This is a genomic window from Pedobacter sp. HDW13 (assembly GCF_011303555.1).
GTDB lineage: Bacteria > Bacteroidota > Bacteroidia > Sphingobacteriales > Sphingobacteriaceae > Pedobacter.
The window spans coordinates 4,893,546-4,913,943 of the sequence record NZ_CP049868.1 but is presented as its reverse complement, the minus strand read 5'-3'; the positions used below and the strand labels follow the sequence as shown (position 1 = coordinate 4,913,943).

At 40.4% G+C, this 20,398-nt stretch carries 15 protein-coding genes; 4 read left to right on the top strand and 11 right to left on the bottom strand.

Annotated features, from left to right (window positions below; translation table 11 throughout):
- Positions 1–14 precede the first annotated feature (14 nt).
- From G7074_RS20610 to G7074_RS20600, 3 genes are all read right to left on the bottom strand, one after another.
- On the bottom strand, positions 15–2,528 hold the full coding sequence (locus tag G7074_RS20610; protein WP_166211063.1) for a beta-L-arabinofuranosidase domain-containing protein: 2,514 nt from the start codon (positions 2,526–2,528) through the stop codon (positions 15–17).
- 359 nt (positions 2,529–2,887) lie between these two features.
- Positions 2,888–3,280, bottom strand: a complete 393-nt coding sequence (locus G7074_RS20605; RefSeq protein WP_124559267.1) for a nuclear transport factor 2 family protein — start codon at positions 3,278–3,280, stop codon at positions 2,888–2,890.
- A gap of 121 nt (positions 3,281–3,401) precedes the next feature.
- On the bottom strand, positions 3,402–5,387 hold the full coding sequence (locus G7074_RS20600) for a sialate O-acetylesterase (protein ID WP_166211060.1): 1,986 nt from the start codon (positions 5,385–5,387) through the stop codon (positions 3,402–3,404).
- Between the two features lie 216 nt (positions 5,388–5,603).
- On the opposite strand from G7074_RS20600, the gene G7074_RS20595 reads away from it, so the two are divergent.
- Together G7074_RS20595 and G7074_RS20590 are read left to right on the top strand one after the other, a co-directional pair.
- Positions 5,604–5,918, top strand: a complete 315-nt coding sequence (locus tag G7074_RS20595; protein ID WP_233603833.1) for an RNA-binding protein — start codon at positions 5,604–5,606, stop codon at positions 5,916–5,918.
- Positions 5,919–6,157: 239 nt separating this feature from the next.
- Positions 6,158–7,411 (top strand): Na+/H+ antiporter, encoded by a 1,254-nt coding sequence (locus G7074_RS20590; protein ID WP_124559270.1) that lies wholly within the window; start codon positions 6,158–6,160, stop codon positions 7,409–7,411.
- Positions 7,412–7,489: 78 nt separating this feature from the next.
- On the opposite strand, the gene G7074_RS20585 is transcribed toward G7074_RS20590, so the two are convergent.
- Together G7074_RS20585 and G7074_RS20580 are read right to left on the bottom strand one after the other, a co-directional pair.
- The gene (locus G7074_RS20585) at positions 7,490–8,641 is read right to left on the bottom strand and encodes a galactokinase (protein WP_124559271.1); all 1,152 of its coding nucleotides are present in this window, start codon (positions 8,639–8,641) and stop codon (positions 7,490–7,492) included.
- Between the two features lie 11 nt (positions 8,642–8,652).
- Positions 8,653–9,711: a UDP-glucose--hexose-1-phosphate uridylyltransferase gene (locus G7074_RS20580; protein ID WP_124559272.1), complete on the bottom strand. Its 1,059-nt coding sequence runs from the start codon at positions 9,709–9,711 to the stop codon at positions 8,653–8,655.
- 161 nt (positions 9,712–9,872) lie between these two features.
- On the opposite strand from G7074_RS20580, the gene G7074_RS20575 reads away from it, so the two are divergent.
- Both G7074_RS20575 and G7074_RS20570 read left to right on the top strand, forming a co-directional pair.
- Positions 9,873–10,571, top strand: coding sequence for an NUDIX domain-containing protein (locus tag G7074_RS20575; RefSeq protein ID WP_124559273.1), 699 nt, complete (start codon positions 9,873–9,875; stop codon positions 10,569–10,571).
- A 127-nt stretch (positions 10,572–10,698) separates the two neighbouring features.
- Positions 10,699–11,229 carry an OmpA family protein gene (locus tag G7074_RS20570; protein ID WP_166211057.1) on the top strand — a complete coding sequence of 177 codons (531 nt, stop codon included), beginning with the start codon at positions 10,699–10,701 and terminating at the stop codon, positions 11,227–11,229.
- Positions 11,230–11,337: 108 nt separating this feature from the next.
- On the opposite strand, the gene G7074_RS20565 is transcribed toward G7074_RS20570, so the two are convergent.
- The 6 genes from G7074_RS20565 to G7074_RS27690 form a co-directional block, all read right to left on the bottom strand.
- Positions 11,338–12,195 carry a family 16 glycosylhydrolase gene (locus tag G7074_RS20565; RefSeq protein ID WP_166211054.1) on the bottom strand — a complete coding sequence of 286 codons (858 nt, stop codon included), beginning with the start codon at positions 12,193–12,195 and terminating at the stop codon, positions 11,338–11,340.
- 121 nt (positions 12,196–12,316) lie between these two features.
- The gene (locus G7074_RS20560) at positions 12,317–13,510 is read right to left on the bottom strand and encodes a DUF4998 domain-containing protein (protein ID WP_124559276.1); all 1,194 of its coding nucleotides are present in this window, start codon (positions 13,508–13,510) and stop codon (positions 12,317–12,319) included.
- 21 nt (positions 13,511–13,531) lie between these two features.
- Positions 13,532–14,731, bottom strand: coding sequence for a DUF5000 domain-containing lipoprotein (locus G7074_RS20555; RefSeq protein ID WP_124559277.1), 1,200 nt, complete (start codon positions 14,729–14,731; stop codon positions 13,532–13,534).
- A gap of 28 nt (positions 14,732–14,759) precedes the next feature.
- The gene (locus tag G7074_RS20550) at positions 14,760–16,763 is read right to left on the bottom strand and encodes a RagB/SusD family nutrient uptake outer membrane protein (protein ID WP_233603834.1); all 2,004 of its coding nucleotides are present in this window, start codon (positions 16,761–16,763) and stop codon (positions 14,760–14,762) included.
- Positions 16,764–16,786: 23 nt separating this feature from the next.
- Entirely contained in the window at positions 16,787–18,637 is a 1,851-nt protein-coding gene (locus G7074_RS27695) for a SusC/RagA family TonB-linked outer membrane protein (RefSeq protein WP_370526545.1), read from the bottom strand.
- The gene (locus G7074_RS27690) at positions 18,634–20,019 is read right to left on the bottom strand and encodes a SusC/RagA family TonB-linked outer membrane protein (RefSeq protein ID WP_205944097.1); all 1,386 of its coding nucleotides are present in this window, start codon (positions 20,017–20,019) and stop codon (positions 18,634–18,636) included. Before G7074_RS27690 ends, G7074_RS27695 begins: the two co-directional genes overlap by 4 nt.
- Positions 20,020–20,398: the final 379 nt, after the last annotated feature.

The following is a 20,398-nucleotide window of genomic DNA, read 5'->3' as shown; positions in this document are numbered from 1 at the left end:
GGATTTAAAGGATGTTAAAAAGCGTTAATCTTTACCGAATCGAAACTGGCCAACGCTTTATAAGTCCTCAACCCAATACTACCCGACTGGTACTGGCTATCGGTTACAGAAAGAACCGGTTTAGCAGCACCGTTAACAAAAATATCAAATTTATCGGCTTTAGCAATTACTTTTAAGGTATACATTTTATTCATTTCTACCGGATATTTTTCGGTTTTTAGCAGTTCCCACTTTTGGCCATTGGCTTTACCAAAAATCACGTTGCCATTGGGCTGATCTAAACCTACGTAATAACCCTGGTAAGCATCGGGACCAATTGCCGGGTCGGAAACCCTGAACATTAAACCAGCATCGCCGAGAGTATTGATCTTAACATCGGCCTGATAGGTAAAATCTTTAAAATCGGTACCATTGGCTACATATTTAGATCCGTTTATACCAAAACCACCTGAGCCAGCATTTGAAGCGGCATTAACCTGGCCATCTTTCCAAAACCAGCCTCCACCATAAAACACCCAGTTACCAGGCATACCCTGATCAAAATTTTCGGTCAGGCTTTTGGTCGTTTTTTTTGGTGTTCCGATTACTGGGAAACAACTTAAACGGATATTTTCCGATCCGTAAGGCACTAAAGTTACTTCTTCATCAGGCTCTGTTGAAAGTACCGGACTAAAAGGTACATCGAAGGCCGCCATTTTATGATAAGATAAGCCCCAGGAAGGAATCTTTTTGGCCTGCACTTTTAATTTAACCGGCGAAGTAGATGCAATAAATGGATTTTCGGTCATGGCTGATTTTACAATCCTGAAGTTGCTAGCCAGTTTACCATTGTTTAGTGATAATCCGTAATTCCAGGGCGATTCGGGACAGATTTCATAATCGGTGAAACCTGCAACAGCATGTGTTTTGGTTACTTTATTCGCTGATTTAATTTCGAGGGCATAAACGATTGGCCCACGCGTGATGCTTACAGCGTTATTTACCTGTTGCTCGCTGCCCACTTCCATCGGGAAATTAAGTTCAAGCTGATCGTTATTTTGCCATTGGCGCTGGATTTTAAACATCTCGCCTGCTTTTACGCCAGTTAAAACCTTTCCGTTTAACTTAATTACAGGTTTTAAAGCCCAGGTGGGTACCCGCAATACCAGTGGAAAAGTTTCAGCGGATGAAAGTGACACATTTAAATTAATCTGTTCTTCGAAAGGATAATTAGTAGTTTCGGTAATTTTTATTTTTTGGTTCCCGTTAACGAAAGTCTCTATTTCCATTGGTCCGTAGGTTATAATGGCGATACCTTTATCGGGAGTTGCTACAGCACTGTTTTTCACATAATAAGGCCAGCCCATGTGCATATTGTAGCGACAACAGCCGTAGCCCGAATATGGACTTGAAATAATCCCCGAACCATAATCCTGGTTAAAACCGTGTTCGCCATGTACACTCTGAACCTGGTTGGGCAAAGTATAATAAGAGTGGTTTTTAAAATCGCGGCTAAACTGTGCAGGTAATGCATTAAAAGCCACTTTTTCGAGCTGATCGCCAATGTTAGCCTCGTGGATAATTTTGGCAGCCGTTTCCAGGCTTTGCATCCACTCTACTACCGTGCAAGTTTCTACTCCTTCGATGCTGCTTGTACCAGCCAGAAATTCTGTTCCTGAGCCCAGACCTTCTGGTTGGCCATGATCGTGCATGATATGCGCAATCCCTTTAGAAAAGGCAGCAGTATTAGCCGGACTATCGTGAAACTGTGCATAAACCACCGGAAACTTTAGCGCCTGGGCCACATTAACCATGTGTTTGGGTTGGAAATCATCGCCATAAAAGTAAAATCCATTGTTGGTGTAAATGTCAATCCATGGGTAAGCCTGTTGCTTCAGTTTTTCTACCAGTTTTAGTAAATCCTGATCGCCAGTTTTGTTATAAAGCCAGATGGCGATTTCCATATTATCTCCTGCTCTTGATTTTGCCCATTCTTTTAATGGTTCGGCATCGAGATTGGCCAGCTGATATTTGAAGTATTTAGTTAAAAAAGGGACTACCCTGCTATCAGTTGTAGCTTCGTAATAGTTTTGTAAAGCATACATCATGGGCATACGCGGCCACCAGTCTTTCATTTTAACCGGCCCAAACAAACCATTGGCTTGCTGGCTATTTAATGTCCAATCGATATATTTCTGTGCTTTTGCTTTCAAGCCGGCATCATCAAGGGTATAAGCTAAGGCCACCAAACCTTTAACATAGTATGGTACACGCTCCCAGCTGTTGCCATCGCCTCCCAACCAATCGGTATTCTTACCCAAATCGTCTTTTGCCGCATATAGTTCTTCTGCCATTCCGGTAGCACCATCGCGCTGCTCCTCAAGTTGCTTTAACAACCACCCTTTAGCCTTAATACTGCCTATTGGCAATTGTACATAAACATCTTGCTTAAGAGGTGCTTTATTAAACTCGTTTAAACTTTGTGCTTGCGAAGTATGGATTGATAGACAGGAAACTAGGAAAAAAAGTGGTTTTACTATTCTTTTCATAAAGCGGTTAATTGGTTAGCTATTTTTTTATAAAAATAATTATTTTGACAGAATATTAAAACGATTTAGTAAGCTGTTTAAAAATAATTCCGATCGAAAGCTTTTCCTTTTGCAGATAGCCTCTTCAATAAAACTCATTCAGAATGGAAAAAAACATTTACAACTTGCAGGTGTAGGGTTTACACTTAAACACGGATATTAACCAGGTCCAGATGCATCAGGCTTTGCCTGGTTGCCCGGAGTGTGCGAGGTTTTTGGAGAAAGTTGAGATTAGTTCTATATTAGTACCAGAGAGCGTTAATTTAGAATCGGGGGATAGCCTTAATGGTTATTCCCCGTTCTTTTTTTAAGCTCATTAATTAAATGGAAATGCTGGTACAGCTGGCCGAAATCACTTTCCAGTCTTCCTGTACCTTTGCCCATACCCTTAGCCATTGATATTTACCGTTAAGCAGTATATTGGCATATTTACCTTTTATAAAAAGACTGGCCGAAACCACAACAATAGAGTCGAAAACACGTATCTCGCGCTTGGATACGTTGATTTTATGGATTGAAACCAGGCCATTGCGATAGGAATCCATATCCATTTCTTTATCTAATACATTGCCATAGTGATCGTGAAAAATCATTCCATCGGCAAATAACAAATCTAATATTCCAAGATCCGTTTTTTTAACTCCATCAAGTAATTTTTCTTCGAGATCAGCAATCAGGAGAATGGTTTCCTGATCGGATAAAGTATTTGGCATAATTTCCGGTTATGCTGTAAAAATATAAAGTAAGCCACAAAAAAATGTGGCTCTTTAATAATTGCCTCAATTGCACGTTTTTAAACACACAAATTGCACAAATTTACAGCAAACCGAAAAGTTACTTCTTTCCAAAAGTTATTCCCTGCCAGGTATCGGTTCTGAATGGTGAAGCGGGTAAACCATCGTTGCTAACCAGATTGCAAACAGGGTTATTTCCCCAGGCATAACGAACAGCTACCGGATTGGTCACTTCGCTGCTGCTTACCACCACCTGGTTTCCTTTTATTACAGCCTTTGCCCAATAAAATTTCTTATCTGCACCAGCAATAGCAAAACCTTTAAGTTCAGCTCCATCGCCGGCTTTAAGTCCGTTCCCGATATTACTAAAAGTTAATGTAATTTGTTTTCCTTCCGCTTTTTGCGATTGATAAACCGGTCCTGAAAAGTTAATTTTCTGACCATAGGTTTTTGCTAAAGCAATCAATCCCAGCCTCCTACCTACCTCTTGTTTGTTTTTAGGGTGAATATCTTTGGCTTCGCCTATATCGATAATGGTAGCCATGCCTGTATTGGGCAGCGCAAGTGTTTTTAGCTGGGCTTCGCGCAGTTCGGCCCAGGCAGACTCGACAGGAACCTGGTCTGCCTGCATAAAATTAGCCAGTTGTACAAAATAAAAAGGGAAATCGCCTTGCCCCCATTTTTGACGCCAGTCTTTAATCATGGTTGAAAACAACTCACGGTACTGATAAGCCCTGTCGGCATTACTTTCTCCCTGGTACCAAATAGCACCTTTAATGGCAAACTGAATGTAAGGATGCATCATGGCATTATAAAGCACCGTAGGCCTGTTCGGGCCATTTTCTTCGAAAGGCATGGCTTCTGCTTTTTTTAAATCGAGACCAACTTTATAGCTCCAGTCGCCGGTTAAAGCAATTTGCTCACCGCTTGAATTGTTCAGGTTTAAATCTTTGGTTTCGCCATAAATGCCACCACCACCGCCGCTGTCAAATACGCGCACGGTAATAGTGTTTTCGCCTGTTTTCAATAAATCGGCAGGTAAAGTGTATACACGTCCAACATTGTAGCCTTCGGTTTCGCCAACCTTTACGCCATTTACAAAAGTGATATCGTTATCATCAATAGTGCCTAAATTAAGTTTAGTGCCATTTTTTTTCCAGTTTTCTGGTATGTTTATTTTTTTGGTAAACCATACAATACCGTCGAAATTTTTAAGTGAAGCATCTTCCCATAAAGTAGGAATGGTCATTTTCTTCCAGCCATTTACATCTGCAACTGCCCATTTGGCTTCCCCGTTTACGTAGCCAGTATCTTTTTCATTAATGGTTTTAACCCAGTTTTTAACTTTTTCTTCGTAAGTAAGCGGCGACGGATTTTTAACCGATTTTTGAATTTTATCAACAGCAGCAGCAAAATCGGGCATCTTTTTTAATGATTCGGCACTGGTCCACGCTTCGGCAATGGTACCGCCCCATGAGGTATGGATTAATCCGATTGGGATTTTAGTTTTCTCGTAAATCTGGCGGGCAAAGAAATAAGCCGTAGAAGAAAATCCTGCAACATATTTTGGGTTGCACTCCTGCCAGCCCCCATTGGCCACCTTCGCATCGCTCAACGGGACATTGCTGGTAATATGATCGGCCTGTAATAAGCGGATATTGGGATATTTGGCATCGGCAATTTCTTTTTCATAGTTTAAAATTTTACCCCAGCCGGCTAATGGCATTTCCATATTCGATTGCCCTGAGCAAATCCAAACATCGCCAATTAAAACATTGTTGAGCACAAGCGTTTCGCCATCAGAAATGGTAATGGTATACGGCCCACCAAAAGCCGGTGTAGCCACTTTGATTTTCCAGTTTCCAATAGCATCGGCAATGGCACCGTAATTAATTTTATTCCATGATACGGTTATTTTCACAGCTTTGCCGGCATCGGTCTTACCCCAAATAGCAGCATTTGTTTTTTGCTGTAAAACCATATTATCGCTAAATACCGCAGGCAAAATAATTTTTGCTTGTACTAAAGGCGAAGAAAACAGCAATAAAGCAATAAAAGATAAGGATTTTAACTTATTGAGACTCATATAGCAGGACGGGTTTTTATGATTAGATAACGAATGTACATTTTCTAATACTCTACACCAATATTTATCAGTATCAATTATAAAATAATGTTAAAACCGAGCAGTTTTTAAGCAATTAGTTTGGGGAAACGGGTCATTTTACTTATTTTGCAGACCTAAAAGAACAGCTCAGGATAGAGAATCGTTTTGGTCTATGTTCGAAAAATAACAGTACAAATGGTTAAGATTTTTATAGGTGGCCTCCCTGACAACATCCAAGAGATGGATCTGGCAATTTTTGTTAGCCTTCATGGCAGAGTGGAAACAATTAAAGTTGTTCGCGATAGAGCTACAGGAAAGTGCAAAGGCTATGCTTTTTTAGAAATCTTTAGTCTTGCAGATGCCAAAAACATTGTTTCTACCCTAAATGGAGAATCGTTTAAAGGCAATATCATAACGGTTAAAATTTCGGAGGAAGAAAACAAAACTCAACCTGTTAAGCCAAAAGCAAGCCAACCTTTTAAAACCAAAAGACCACGTTTACAGCGATAATTTTATTGTTCAGAGCCTAAACTGTTTAGCCTACCATTAAGCCGTGTTGTAATTGTACCTGAACAGTATGGCATCACCATTTCTATATCCTTACTGAATTTCTTACTGGCAATAGCTGCTTTTTCCTTGCAATAAGGAATCGTTGCATTTAAATATTCCTAAGCTCCGCAACGTTTTTTGACTGTAACTTTTGCAAATCAGTTTCAAAGCCATATTTTGCAAGCCAGTTAAGCCCTGCTATGGAAAATTACACCATCGTTATATTTATTTTAGTTGTGATGATTGGCCTTTCATCAGTTGCCGACCATATTAAAATTCCCTACCCGGTTTTATTAATTATTGCAGGAATAGCGGTTGGTTTTATACCGGCTTTACGGCCAATTGATATTAATCCGGAAATTATTTTTTTAATCTTCCTCCCCCCGCTGCTCTACGATGCTGCTTTTAACATTTCCTTTAAAGAGTTTAAAACCAACATTAACACCATTGCAACGCTATCAATTGGTTTGGTTTTTATTACCGCAATTGGTATTGCAGTGGTAGCGCACTACATGATTCCGGGCATGAGCTGGCCAGTTTCTTTTGTATTAGGCGCTATTTTATCGGCTACAGATGCAGTTGCAGCCATGAGTATTACCAAAGACCTTGGCCTATCGCACAAAACAAATACAATTTTAGAGGGTGAAAGCCTGGTAAATGATGCGTCGGCATTGGTAGCCTACCGCTTTGCAGTAGCTGCCGTAACCGGAACTGCTTTTGTATTCTGGAAAGCATCGTTATCGTTCGCTATTTTAATGGCTGGTGGTTTTATAACCGGAATGGTAATGGCGAGAATTCTAGCTTTTATACTCAAAAGAATTCATGATAACCGTTTGGCGACCATAAGTTTCATGTTGTTAATGCCTTTTGTAACTTATTTAATTGCTGAAGAAGTTCACGTATCAGGGGTTATTGCAGTGGTAATTTTAGGTTTGGGGATTTCGAGGTTTAGCAACCAGGTATTCCCCGAGCAGCTAAAAAACCAATCTAAAAACATCTGGGATATCATTATTTTCCTTTTAAACGGACTGATTTTTATTTTAATTGGTCTGCAATTTCCTCATGTGTACAAGAGCATCAATCAAGCCTATATTTTACCTTACATCGGTTACTCGCTGGTGATTACCATTGTTGCTTTGCTGCTGAGGATGGCCCGTGTTTTTCTGCAAAAAATAAACCTTCAAAAAGCATTTCAAAAAGGAAAACACCGGATTACGGAAGCTGCATTGCTGGATTTTAAAAACAGCCTTATCATCAGCTGGTCGGGCATGCGGGGAATTGTTTCGCTGGCCATTGCCATTGGTTTACCTGCCACCCTTGCCGATGGAAGTGCTTTTCCTCAGCGTAATGCCATTATATTTATTTCGGTAGCAGTGGTATTGTTTACGCTAATTGGCCAGGGATTAAGTTTACCCTGGCTGGTAAAAAAACTGGCAAACGAAAAAGAGCAATAAGCCAGGCATAAAAAAAGGAATAAAACTAAATGCCTTATCCCTTAATTCAATTATTGGTAATTATATATTTGGTTTGTTTTAGCTAAACAAGCTGGTGCCGTTATCAGTTTGCACGGTATAAGCATCCAGTTTAAGTCCAAACTGCATCTGATATTTAGTAGAGAGTTCCTCAATCAGGGCAGGGATATTTTCTTCTTTCACAATATTGATGGTGCAACCACCAAAACCACCGCCCATCATCCTTGCGCCTAAAACGTAATCTAATGGTTTAACCGTATCAACCAGGAAATCGAGTTCTTTACAACTTACTTCATAAGCTGCGCTCAAACCTTCGTGCGTTTCGAACATCAGTTTACCCAAACTTTTTAAATTGCCGTTTTCCAATTGCTCAGCTGCATTTAACAGGCGACCAATTTCTTCTACTACGTAGCCGCATTTAGCGTAAACCTCGGCATCTTTTGGCTTCACAAATTCCTCCAGCATAGCTAAATTTACATCACGCAAGCTGTTAACATTAGGATAGTGTTCCTTTACCCAACTTACACCCTGCTCGCACTGTTGTCTTCTTTTGTTGTAAGCAGAATCAGAAAGGGCATGTTTTACATTCGTATTTAAGAGTAAAAGTTTATACCCATCCAGTTTTAAAGGAATGTAAATGTGCTTCATCGACCGGCAATCGAGCATCATAGCATGGTCTTTTTTACCAAACACCGATGCAAACTGATCCATAATACCACAATTAACGCCAGCAAAAGTTTGTTCGGCTTTTTGAGCAATCAGGGCAAGATCCATCTTAGGTACTGATAGTGAGAAAAGCTGATCTAAGGCAAATCCTGTGGCACACTCAACCGCAGCAGAAGAAGATAAACCGGCACCCAAAGGCACATCGCCATCAATGTAAAAGTTAAATCCGCCCAGTTTGTAACCGCGCTCTTTTAACTGATCGGCCACACCCAGTATGTAATTGGCCCAGCTATTTTCTGATTGCTTTAAATCGTTAACAGATGAAATATCAAATTCCTGATAGCTTTCTGAAAACAAGTGGATTTCGTGATCATCTCTTTTCGATATGGCCACATAAATAGCCTTATTAATGGCCGCAGGCATCACAAAACCTTCGTTATAATCGGTATGCTCGCCAATAATATTAATCCTTCCGGGCGAACGAACCAAAATAGGCTCGGTATTGAAAAGCTTTTTAAAGGTACTTTTTAAATGTTGTGCGTTCATGAATTCACTCCTTAATCTTTCTTAATATTTTTATAGTGTTCGGTCGACATTCCTCTTAACCTGCTTGCTGCAAACTCGGCAGTAATATCGCGTTGCGGATTGGCCAGCATTTCGTAACCAACCATAAACTTCTTAACTGTTGCCGAGCGCAACAATGGCGGATAAAAGTGCATGTGCCAGTGCCATTCGGGATAATACCCGTTATTTACAGGTGCCTGGTGCATCCCTGCTGAATAAGGAAAAGAGGTTTCGAACAGGTTATCGTATTTGGTGGTTAATACTTTAATGCCTTCGGCCAGAGATTTCTTTTCTGACTCCGTAAATAACTTGATGCTGTTAACATGACGCTTACTGATAATCATGGTTTCGTAAGGCCAAACTGCCCAAAACGGAACCAGCACAACGAAATGATCATTTTCAAAAATGATACGCTCATTCTTTTTCAGCTCCAGTTTTAAATAATCGCCCAGTAAACTTCTCCTGTGGATAGCATAATGTGTTTTCTGGCGTTCGGTCTCTTTGGCAATTTCGAGCGGAATATCGCTTTGCGACCAAATCTGTCCGTGTGGATGTGGATTACTGCAACCCATTATTTCCCCTTTATTTTCGAAAATCTGGATGTATTTGATCCATTCATTTTCGGCCAGGCTATTAAATTCATTTTGCCAAACATTTACTACAGCCGTTATGCCCTCAACACTCATTTCGGGTAAGGTAAGGTTATGTTTTGGGCTGAAACTGATTACCCTGCAAAGCCCTCTCTGGTTATTGGCTACGAGTAAATCGTTCTCGTTCATCTCGTTTTGAGGTGTATCTTCAAGCAATGCCGCAAAATCGTTATTAAAAACAAAGCTTTCGGTATACTCGGGATTGCTATCGCCATCTGCCCTGCCATTGCCCGGGCATAAATAGCATTTTGGATCGTATTCGGGGCGGTTATCAGGTGTAATATCTTCAACCTTACCTTGCCAGGGTCTTTTGGTACGGTGAGGCGAAACTAAAATCCATTCGCCCGTTAATATATTTAAGCGGGTATGCGGATTACTGTCGAGTTCGAATGTCTGGTTCATCTTGTTTGATATAATTGGTTAGAACAGTCAGCCTGATTAGCACAACTTATCTACGCCGCCAAATTATAAAATTATTATTAATTGTCAAAACGACAATTAATAATAATTTTTATATTCGTGAAAATTTGAACATATTAACGGTTCAAAACATGAATTAAGAAATGATTGAATATTCAGGACAGCAGCATTACCTTGTTGCTGTTGATTGTATTGTATTTGGCTTTGATGGCGAACACCTTAAAATTTTATTGGTTAAAAGGGGCCTGGAGCCTGAAATAAATAAATGGAGTTTAATGGGTGGCTTTGTTGGGCCAGATGAAAGTCCGGATGATGCGGCCAACCGGGTATTGAAAAAAATGACTGGTTTGGAAGGAGTTTACCTGGAACAGATGCAAATTTACGGTGAGCCGAAGCGCGATCCGATAGAACGCACCTTATCGGTAGGTTATTTTGCACTGATTGATATCCATAAATATGAAACGCAGTTAAATGACGACTATGAAGCAGAGTGGTTTTTGATTAACGAACGTCCTAGGCTGATTTTCGACCATAACCAAATGGTGGCTGATGCACGGAAAAAGCTGCGCTATAAAGCATCGCTCCACCCTATTTTGTTTGAAATGCTGCCCAAAAAGTTTACCATCCCACAACTGCATATTCTTTTTGAAGAAGTTAACGATACTAAAATCGATACCCGGAACTTTAGCCGTAAAATTACTTCAACAGGTTTGCTGATTAAACTGGCCGAAAAAGACAAAACAGGATCGAAAAAAGGGGCATTTTATTTTAAACTGGATAAAAAGAAATATACTGCCAACTCGCAGGCCTTCTTAAACTTAATGCCCAATTTAAAAGTATAAACCAGTTTGTTTTTGAGCATTTCGGCGCTGTAGTATAAGTTCTTTTAAAAATCATCGTTATAGCTATAATCATTTATTAGTATGTTTGGCAACAAAACACACAATAAACTTAAATTAATCTAAGAACATGAACATTACCAAGAAACTTTTATTTACAGCGCTCGTTGCATCATTTACCCTAAGCCTTTACTCGTGCAAAACAAAAAAACTGGTAGCTAAACCTGCTCCGGCACCTGTTGAGAAACCGGCTCCGGTTGAAGAGAAAAAACCAGCTCCGGCACCTGAAAAAGAGCCAGAAAAACCTGCTCCAGTTGAAAAACCTAACTTTAACCTCGACAATATTCAGTTTGAATTTAATTCGTTCGTATTAAAAACATCGTCTTTTTCTATCTTAGATAAAGCTGTTTCAGAAATGAAAAAATCGCCTGAGACAAAGTTTATACTTAACGGTTATTCATCGGCAGAAGGAACGCCGGAACATAATATGCAATTATCTGTTGACCGTGCAAATGCAGTAAAATCTTACTTTGTAAACGCTGGTTTAAACGGAACTAATTTTACGGTTGTTGGCCATGGGGAGAAAAATCCGGTTAGCAACAACAACAGCGAAGAAGGCAGAATTATAAACAGAAGAACTGAAATTAAGGTTCAGAATTAATTTCCATAGAAAAGTCGTCATCTCGACTGAAGCACCGCGAACGGAGAGATCTTTAAATAGATTTATCGACTCCGTTGTACTTCGCTCGAAATGACGACATTTTTATATTTATTTTTGATAAACCCTTACATATTCTACCTCCATCCGGTTCGGAAAACGGGTATCATTCAGGTCACCACCATTCATACCACCCAAAGCCAAATCGAACAGGATATAATGCTTTTGCTTAAAAGGATGGAACGTTGTTCCGTTTTCATTCTCCAGCTGTCTCAGTAGGGTTTTATTCATTAAAACATCATCAACAAAAAGGCTGATAGCTGTTTCGTCCCAGTCCATTCGCCAGGTATGAGATTCGGAAGCCCATTTCTTTCCACCAAGCGAATCGGTTGCTTTGCTATTGCTAAACCATTTGGGTTTATCGTTTTTACCCATACTGGCAATGTTTGCGAGTAATTTACCCCTGTAATATTCCATTATATCAATTTCGCCATTGGCCGGCCAGCGACCTTTTAAGCCTAAAGTCCAGAATGCTGGCCACAAGCCTGCTGAAATGTCTATTTTAGCTTTCATTTCGAAACGACCATATTGCCAGCTTTGCAAATCTTTGGTAATGATACAGGCCGAAGTATATTCGATATTTTGAGACTTTTTGCGCCAGTCTTTACTTCCTGCTACATATAAAGGATTAGGCTTTTGTTCTTTCCGGGCTTCAATAATTAGCTTACCATCTTTACAAAAAGCATTTTCGGCCTGGTACCATTGTAATTCTTCATTGCGTACAAAACCTTTTTCGTAAGTCCAGTTGGCTGGATTGGGTGCTCCATCTTTTTCAAATTCATCGCTCCAAACCAATTTATAACCTTCGGTTGCATATTTGGCAGAAACATCTTTAACTTTTTTTACCGCGCAAGACTGGATAACAATAGTTAATAATAAAATGAGGCAGGTTTGAATGTGTTTTTGCATGAGTTGATTTTGGGAACTAAATTAATATTCTTTTAAAGAAAAATTCCCAGGGTTTCTTTTCAGATAGCCCTGGGAATAAATTTACTTAACCATTGTAATGGTTAAATGTTAAAACAAATGATTAGAGAGATTTAAGCGTAACTTCTTTTACAATCCAAAACTGATTGCCCGATGCTGTCAGCATCGTGGCAAGAAAGCCAATTGATACTGTTGTTGATTGCGTTAAGGTAAACTGAAACTTGTTGTTGGCGAAGTTGGTATAGCCTAATGATGTGGACACATTGGCAACATCGGGCAGGGTATTACCAGCTGCTGCTACAATGTAAACCGGATCTTTTGCTTCATTTTTGGCCATGGTAATTTCGAAACTATAGCTACCTGCCGGAAGCGTAAAAGTTTGGTATATTTTGCCATTGGTAATTTGTGCAGTACCATCCCAACCCATTTCCATGGCAAGGCATCCGCCCTGATCAGAGCACCAACCACCTAAACCGCCATGGTTACGGATGTTATCGGTAACAGTCCAATCGGCAATATTACGCCACCTACCACCGCTTGCTGCAGCAATGAAAGGGTTCCCCTTGTTCTTAAAGTAGGTTGCCGTAATATCAGCTCCTACACGCTGTGTTTGAAAAGCTGTAGAAAAGGTATCGATAGAAACGGTATCGGGCAAGAACAGGGTACGGTACCTTAAACCTGTACCAGGTTTAATATCCGGTATAGCCGTTGTGGTTTCATCGATTTTGGTCCTGATTTTTTTAATTACATTGGTTAAACTGGTGTACTCTACTTCTGTGGCAAATACTCCGGTTAACCTATCCATACCTTGCCAGGTAATGGTAGTTGCGCCACTGGCGTTGGTAAATGCCGATTCAATAGGCCTGTTAAACAACGACGACTGGTACCTTGCGCCATATGATCTTCCGGTTTTATATACCGGAATAGATTTATTTCCGGCTGCATCGTAAGTATAAATCTGAAAGTTCTGCACGCCTTCCTGTACGTTTTCTACAAAATATTTTAAGGTATCGGTAGCATATTTTTTCTTTACAGGTATCACTACCGAATCGGCCCTGTTGTTCCAGAATATTTTGCATTGGGTTACTTTCGGGTCGGAAAGAAACAAGCCCCTGATGTACACCCTGTTGCTACCCGACATTATTTTTACCGAATCTAGCTTTCCGGTATAAGAAATCTCACCTTTTTCGGTAAACTTTTTGTAATCATCAGATTTGGTACAGGCCATAAAAGTACCTGCCCATGCGAACATAAAAGCTAGTTTTAGGGTTCTGATATATGTTTTTTGATTATTCATCTCTAAAATTCTGTTTAGTAATTATCTCGGATCGCCATAAAGCTGTACTTCTGATACGCTCATGAATGTATTACCCTGCCAATTGTTGATGGATTTAATGCGGATGTACCTCACCTTTTTCAGGCCCACAGCAAAATTGTAGCTGATACCAGCATTTGCAAAAGCATAATCTTCGCTGGTTTGCACGCCATAAGCACTTTTAGAAGGTTTTGTAGAGCTGTATTTACCTAACATTACCCAGTTGTTAAAGCTGCCATCTGCCGGTGGATTATCGGTTCCCCAGATTTCGAAGTCTTTTAAATTACCGCCATAATAATAGGTACGACCAGCATTTAAGTATTCGGGATAATTCCAAACCACAATACGGCTCATTGTTGCCACTTTACCTAAATCGAAAGTTACCCATTGCGGGGTAAGTACCGATGGCTTGGTTAAGCATACACTTGGCCAGTCGATAATGTTACCATCCCACATTTTAGCTACACCAGTACCACCATATTCCTGAGGGGTATCGGTTGGCAGAATAACTTCTTTGTAACCTGATTTGGGAAGCGCTGTTTCGTAAAGCGGTTTCAAGGTAGTAAAAAGGGTATCGCTATAATTTAACCATCTATCGCGTATGGTAATGGCAAATTTCTGGCTCAGGGTATCTAGTCCTCTTACCGATTGATCGATATCTATAGCCGCGGTATAAATATTTTTCGATGTTGGCACATATTTGCCCTTCGATAAAACCAAAACCTCAATTGCCAGATCAGCCTTGGATGGATTACTTCCTTTAAAGTTTAAACCACCAAAATCGGCTACTGCCTTAAGGCTTCGGTAAACACCCCAAATAGGATTTTCGAGGGGTTTAACCTTAACAATAGTCGGTTCAGAAGCCGTTTCACTTCTGTTTACCGCGTAAATTTTCACTTCATGTTCATTAGTGTCGCCAAAGCCTTCTACTAATAAAGTGTTGCCATAATAAGAAGTTTTTACTTCCATTTCTTGCCCGTTTGCCAGGTAATAAACCGCTTTAACATACAACAAATCTTTATCGGCAGGTAAGCTGAAAGTAATACTGGCATTACCCGGACCATTGGTAACCGAAACATTGGCTACCTTACCCGGAGGGGTGGTGTTATTTTCTAACGGTCCTAATACATCCTGCTTACAGCTCGAAAAGGCTACTGTTAAACTCAACAGGAATAACAACAGGTTTCTATTTATTCTTTTCATATCGAATATTTTTAATCATCAGTTAATACTACCAACCTGGGTTTTGAACCAGCTTAGGGTTTACAGTTAAATCATAAGTTCTTAATGGCCATAAGTAATCGCGCGGGGCCACAAAATTCTGGTTAAAAATGGTTCTCACACGGTAATATTCTGAAGCGGTTGGTTGATAAACACTCCAGCCTGTAATGGATTGATTAAACATTTCTGCTGCACGTTTCCAGCGTTTAATATCCCAGTAGCGACTTCCTTCAAATGCCATTTCAATCAGTCTTTCCTGCTGGATAATTTCGCGCATACCATCTTTGGTGGTGTACTTACCTGGATTGTTTGAAAAATTGGTCCATGCGTTTTGTACGGTCGGTAAACCTGCCCTTGTTCTGATGCGGTTAATGTATTCGTAAACATCAACCGATGGCGCAGCAAGGGTTTCGTTTAAAGCCTCGGCATACATTAAATAAAGATCGGCCATTCTTACCTGCGGCCATGGATAATCGCGGTAACTGGCACCATTTGTACCGTTAATCATATTCCAATCGACCAGTTTTTTGATAAAATAACCTGTTTCGTTGTACCAGCCGAAGTTGTTTGCGCCGGCTACCTGGTTCGATTTACCTTCCAGTACGAAGGTGCCTTCATCGGAATTGGTCGGGCTATCGTATTTATACCAGATTCCGCCATCAAAACCTAAATCGGCATAAAACCTTGGCTCTCTGTCGAAATTGATCCTTGCAGTGGTATAACCTTCTTTTACATAAAAACGTTCGCTTTTAACTGCTGTACGCAGCGTGTATTTATTGGTAAAATCGAGGGTCTTATCTTCGTTAATGGGCACTCCGTTTTTGCTGTAAAACATTTCAGCAATTTTTAACGGCGGGGCCAGTTGCTGCCTTGCGCTACCTACCACAACCGTTAAAGCCAAACGCGGCATTGCTGCCCGTTGCATATTAAAAGTTCTGCTGTTTGGGTTTGCCCAAACATGCTCCAGGTTGGCATTGAAACGCTCTGTTACCGCACCTTTAATGGTAAGTTGTCTAAGTGTAGTATCAGATAATTTGAAAGTAGTACCTGGAAACTGGTATAGCTTAAAGCCAGCAGCTTCAGCACCATCAATAGCCGCTTTGGCAGCATCAGCAGCCTTTTTCCATTTATTGGCATCGTATGCGGTATTGAACAGCATTACTCCGTCTTTATCTCTGAAGTTACTATAGTCGGTATTTCCGTTAAACAAAGGACTTGCTGCTGTTAATAAAAGTTTGGCTTTAATGGCCAATGCAATGGGTTTGGTAATACGCCCCAGTTCGGTGCTTTTATCGGTAATAATCTGCGGCAAGCCCGGAATAGCCTCATCCAGTAAGCCCGATACGTAATTTACACACTCATCAAAAGGCATACGTTTAACCCGTACTTCTTCTTCGCTGGCGCTAATGCCTAAGTTTGTATCGATAATCGGAATCGGGCCGTACATCCGTAACAGGTAGAAATTATAATACGCTTTTAAAAATTTCACCTCAGCAATCCAACGTTGGCGTTCGTTTAAACTCAGATCCGGAATTTTACTCTGATCCTGTACATTTTCCAAAAAGATATTACAGTTTCTGATGGCTTTGAACAAACCATAATCTCCACCAGGGTTATCATTGTAGTTGTAAACGTTACCACCGCCCTGATAGCGGCCATTCCATGCATCTAAATATGGATTTTCGGCTCCCTGCCCGCCCCTGGCCGCTCTCCAGCCATAAGAAATAAATTCCCTCTCATCCAGCGAAGTCCAGATTTCATCACCAGCCATAAAACCAGCATTTAATAAGGGATCTCCATCTTTGGGTAAGAAAGAATAACAGGTAAACAGATATTTTTCGGCTTCGTTCCTTAAAGTGAAGGCATTATCGATCGTAGCCACATTATCGGGAACGATATCGAGGTATTTTTTGCAAGAGCTCACCGATAAAACGATGACCAGTACAGCCAGTGTTAGTTTGGCCATACCTGCCTTTGCCATGTATTTTCGAAATAAAATATTATTGATTTTCATATTGTTATTTTTAAGCTCAATGGTTAGAATGAAACATTTAAACCTAAATTGTATACGGTTTGAACAGGATAGCCCAAGCCGTTTCCGCCCATTTCAGGATCCCACAGTTTGAAGGCACTTATGGCCCCAAGGTTGGTGGCGTTAGCGTAAATACGGGCACTGCTTAAACCCAGTCTTTTCTGTAGTTTGGTTTGCAGGTTGTAGCCCAACTCCACACTTTTCAACCTTAAGAAGGCACCATTGCGCATCCACCAGGTTGAGGTACGGGTATTGTTGTTTACAAAATTAGGGCTTAAACGTGGCCAGAACGCATAACTATCGCGATTCTGCTCAGACCAGTGACTATCGGCAATAACTTTCAGTAATCCGTTCTGTGTAACATTAGGATTGCCAGATTCGTTATTAAGTACAAAAGGAGAAATATTACCCGGATTGATGAAAAATGAAGACCTCGCAGAGCCTTGAAAAAACGCCGATATATCGAAACCTTTAAAACCAAACGTACCACCAAAACCATAAACAATCTCAGGACTGGTAGGTAAACCGATTGGCACCTGATCTACATCACTGATAATACCATCGCCATTTACATCCCTGTACTTAATATCGCCACCACCATAATCTAAGCCTGGTACGCCCGAAAACTGAACCGGTGAGTTTTTAGCTTCAGCATCATCAACAAATAAACGCTCTGCAATGTAACCGAATGCCTGGGTAGTTGGTAAGCCAATGTGGTAACGGTAAGTTTCATTGGCATTAAAAGAAGGTTCATCGTAAATTAAGATTTTATTGGTAGCGTAGGTAAAGTTACCTCGTAACTGCAAAAACATGTTGCTACTGAAAGACTTGTTATAGCTGGCCGAAAAATCGACACCTTTACTTTCTGCTTTGTTGGTATTTGCCCTTACAGAAGCTTGCAAGCCCATGGAGCTCGGTATAAATGTCCTGTCGGTTAAAATGTTCGACCGTTCATTTTTATAAATATCGAAGGTTAGATTTAAGCTATTGAACAAGGTCATATCTAAACCAATATTGGTTTGTTTAGAGCGCTCCCAGGTAATTAAAGGGTTCGAATAGCGCGATATCGAAATACCGTTTCGGTAGTATAAACCATCTTCTCCAAAGCTTGCACCAAATGTGCCGTTGTTCATGTTTACTTCCGAAAGATAAAAGAAGCGGTCGGCAGCGTTTCCAATCTGATCGTTACCTACCAAACCATAAGTTGCCCTTAGTTTTAAGCTGTTAATTACTGAGGTTAAGGGTTTAAAGTAATTTTCATTCGAAATGATATAGCCTAAACCAAACGAAGGGAAGAAACCAAAACGGTTATTTTCTGCAAAACGTTCAGACCCATTGTAACCAAAGTTAAATTCAGCTAAATAACGGTTATCGTAACCATAAGTGGCCCTACCGGATACGCCCTGGTTACGAGAAGGAAGTGAAAGTTGCAAACTACCGGGATTTGCCGCTAAATAATTACGCATAGTGGTAATGAGCATTGCACCTACAGCATGTTTCTCTTTAAAAGTACGGTTGTAGTTGGCAGAAAACTCTGCATAAAAAGTAGAGTTTAAATCTTTTGTTCCTTCAGAATAACCCAAATACTCAGTACCTACGTTACCAATTGATAAGGCACCACCACCATTAATTAAACTCAGCCCAATTGATTTATCGGGTTGCTCGGTAGCCGAATAATAGAAAGGGTTATAGGCACGTGAAATATCAAAATACGAATACCTGCGGGCATAGCTCATCATCCTCGCGGTTAAACCAGGTGTAATGAATTTTAAATCCTGCTTAATTTCAATCTGAGTTTGCAGCGTCGAAGCATTTTTATCCTGGTAACCTTTAACCATCTCGGCATAAGGGTTCATGTATAATCCGCCTCTTGGCGAAATGGCGTTACCAAATAAAGGGTGATTGCTAAAAGGCGATAAACTGCCCGGATAAACTGCGGGAACATTACCGGGTTAGACCATATCGCCCTGTTAAAGGTTGCGCCACCTCCACCTACCGGGCCAGTGTAATCATCGAACTGGCCATAAACCCTGATAATCGCCTCGGTGGTATTGGTTAAGTTAATGTTTACGTTAGAACGAACCGAGTAGTTTTTCAACTTGATATTGCTGTTGAAGTTATTTAAATCAGCAACTTTTAACACCCCGTTATCAATATTATAGGTACCGGCTATGTAATAACTGGCTTTGGTACCACCGCCCGAAATGTTGAGGTTATACCTTTGGTTGATGGTATAATCTTTAATCAATTGCTCAATCCAATTATTGTTTGGATAAAGCAATTCATTTTCACCTGCAGCAGTAGCATCTATTTTGGTTTGCAAATAAGGCAATATGGCTAATCTGTTACGCGTAAGCGCGGCTTCATTAGCCAGTTTCATATAGGTAACGTTATCCGCAAACTGGAAATTTTTGGTATTTGATGACAGAGAAGATTCGGCCCTGAAACCAAATTTGGTTTGACCAGCAACACCCGACTTGGTTAAAATAAGTACTACTCCATTTGCACCCCTTGCACCATATACAGCCGATGCCGTTGCATCTTTTAATACGTTAAAAGAAGAAATATCATCGGGCTGCAAACGTGCCATGTCATTTTGGGTCGATTCGATACCATCGATCAAAATCAAAGGATCTTGCTTACCTGCACCGAAAGTACCCAAACCACGGATGAAAAACTGTGCATTATCAGCCCCAGGTTCACCGCTACGCTGATAAGCAATCATACCCGCTACTCTACCCGCCATCATGGTGGTTAAATTACTGGTTGGCCCCTTCAGCTCTTTGGGATTAATTGCCGTAATAGAACTGATTACACTTGTTTTCTTTTGTGTACCAAAACCTACAACGGCTACCTCTTCTAATGAACTCTCATCTGAAGATAGGGTTATGTTGACTACATAAATCCCTTCGGCATTTTTATCGTAATTGGCAACAGCCACATTTTTAGGCTTATACCCAACCAATGTGAACAACAGTTTACCTGTTCTGGGTAATTTGATGGTATAACGTCCGAACTCGTCGGTAGAAATACCGCGGTTGGTACCCGATACCTTAACGTTTACACCTGGCAGGCCACCAAGCGTATCTTTTACCACCCCTCTAACAGTTATATCGCTTTGTGCAGCTGCTGTTAGGCATGAGGTGGTGATTACGAGGTAGACCAAAAATTGAAAAATCGGCTTTAAAGCCTTCGTCCACTGACTGAGCGGGATTTTCTTCGGTAATTTTTTCTTCATAAAATGGTTTAATTGGTTAGTTATTCTTGACCGGATTCCTACCCCTCTCTGAAATGTAAAGGCAATAAGTTGCTCATCCGATCGAAAATATTTTCGTCAGCTATATTTGGAATCAGAGCCTGCGCTCTAAATTCCAGGTCTTTCTTAGTTAATTGATTTGCTCTTACAGCAGCATCAGCGCGGTGTTATTTTTGCCTGAGCTGTAAAATGTTTTTTGGAGTAGGTTTAACTTTCTTCATATATTTTGTTTTAGGTGTTTTAGAGAGAGATCTGGAGTACCGGATAGCATCATCAAGCGATTTTGTTTTAAAGAGGATGTTCTGGTTTATTTGCTCTTTGTCTTTTCATGATCAGTTTTTAGGTTTGGTTTGAATTCGGA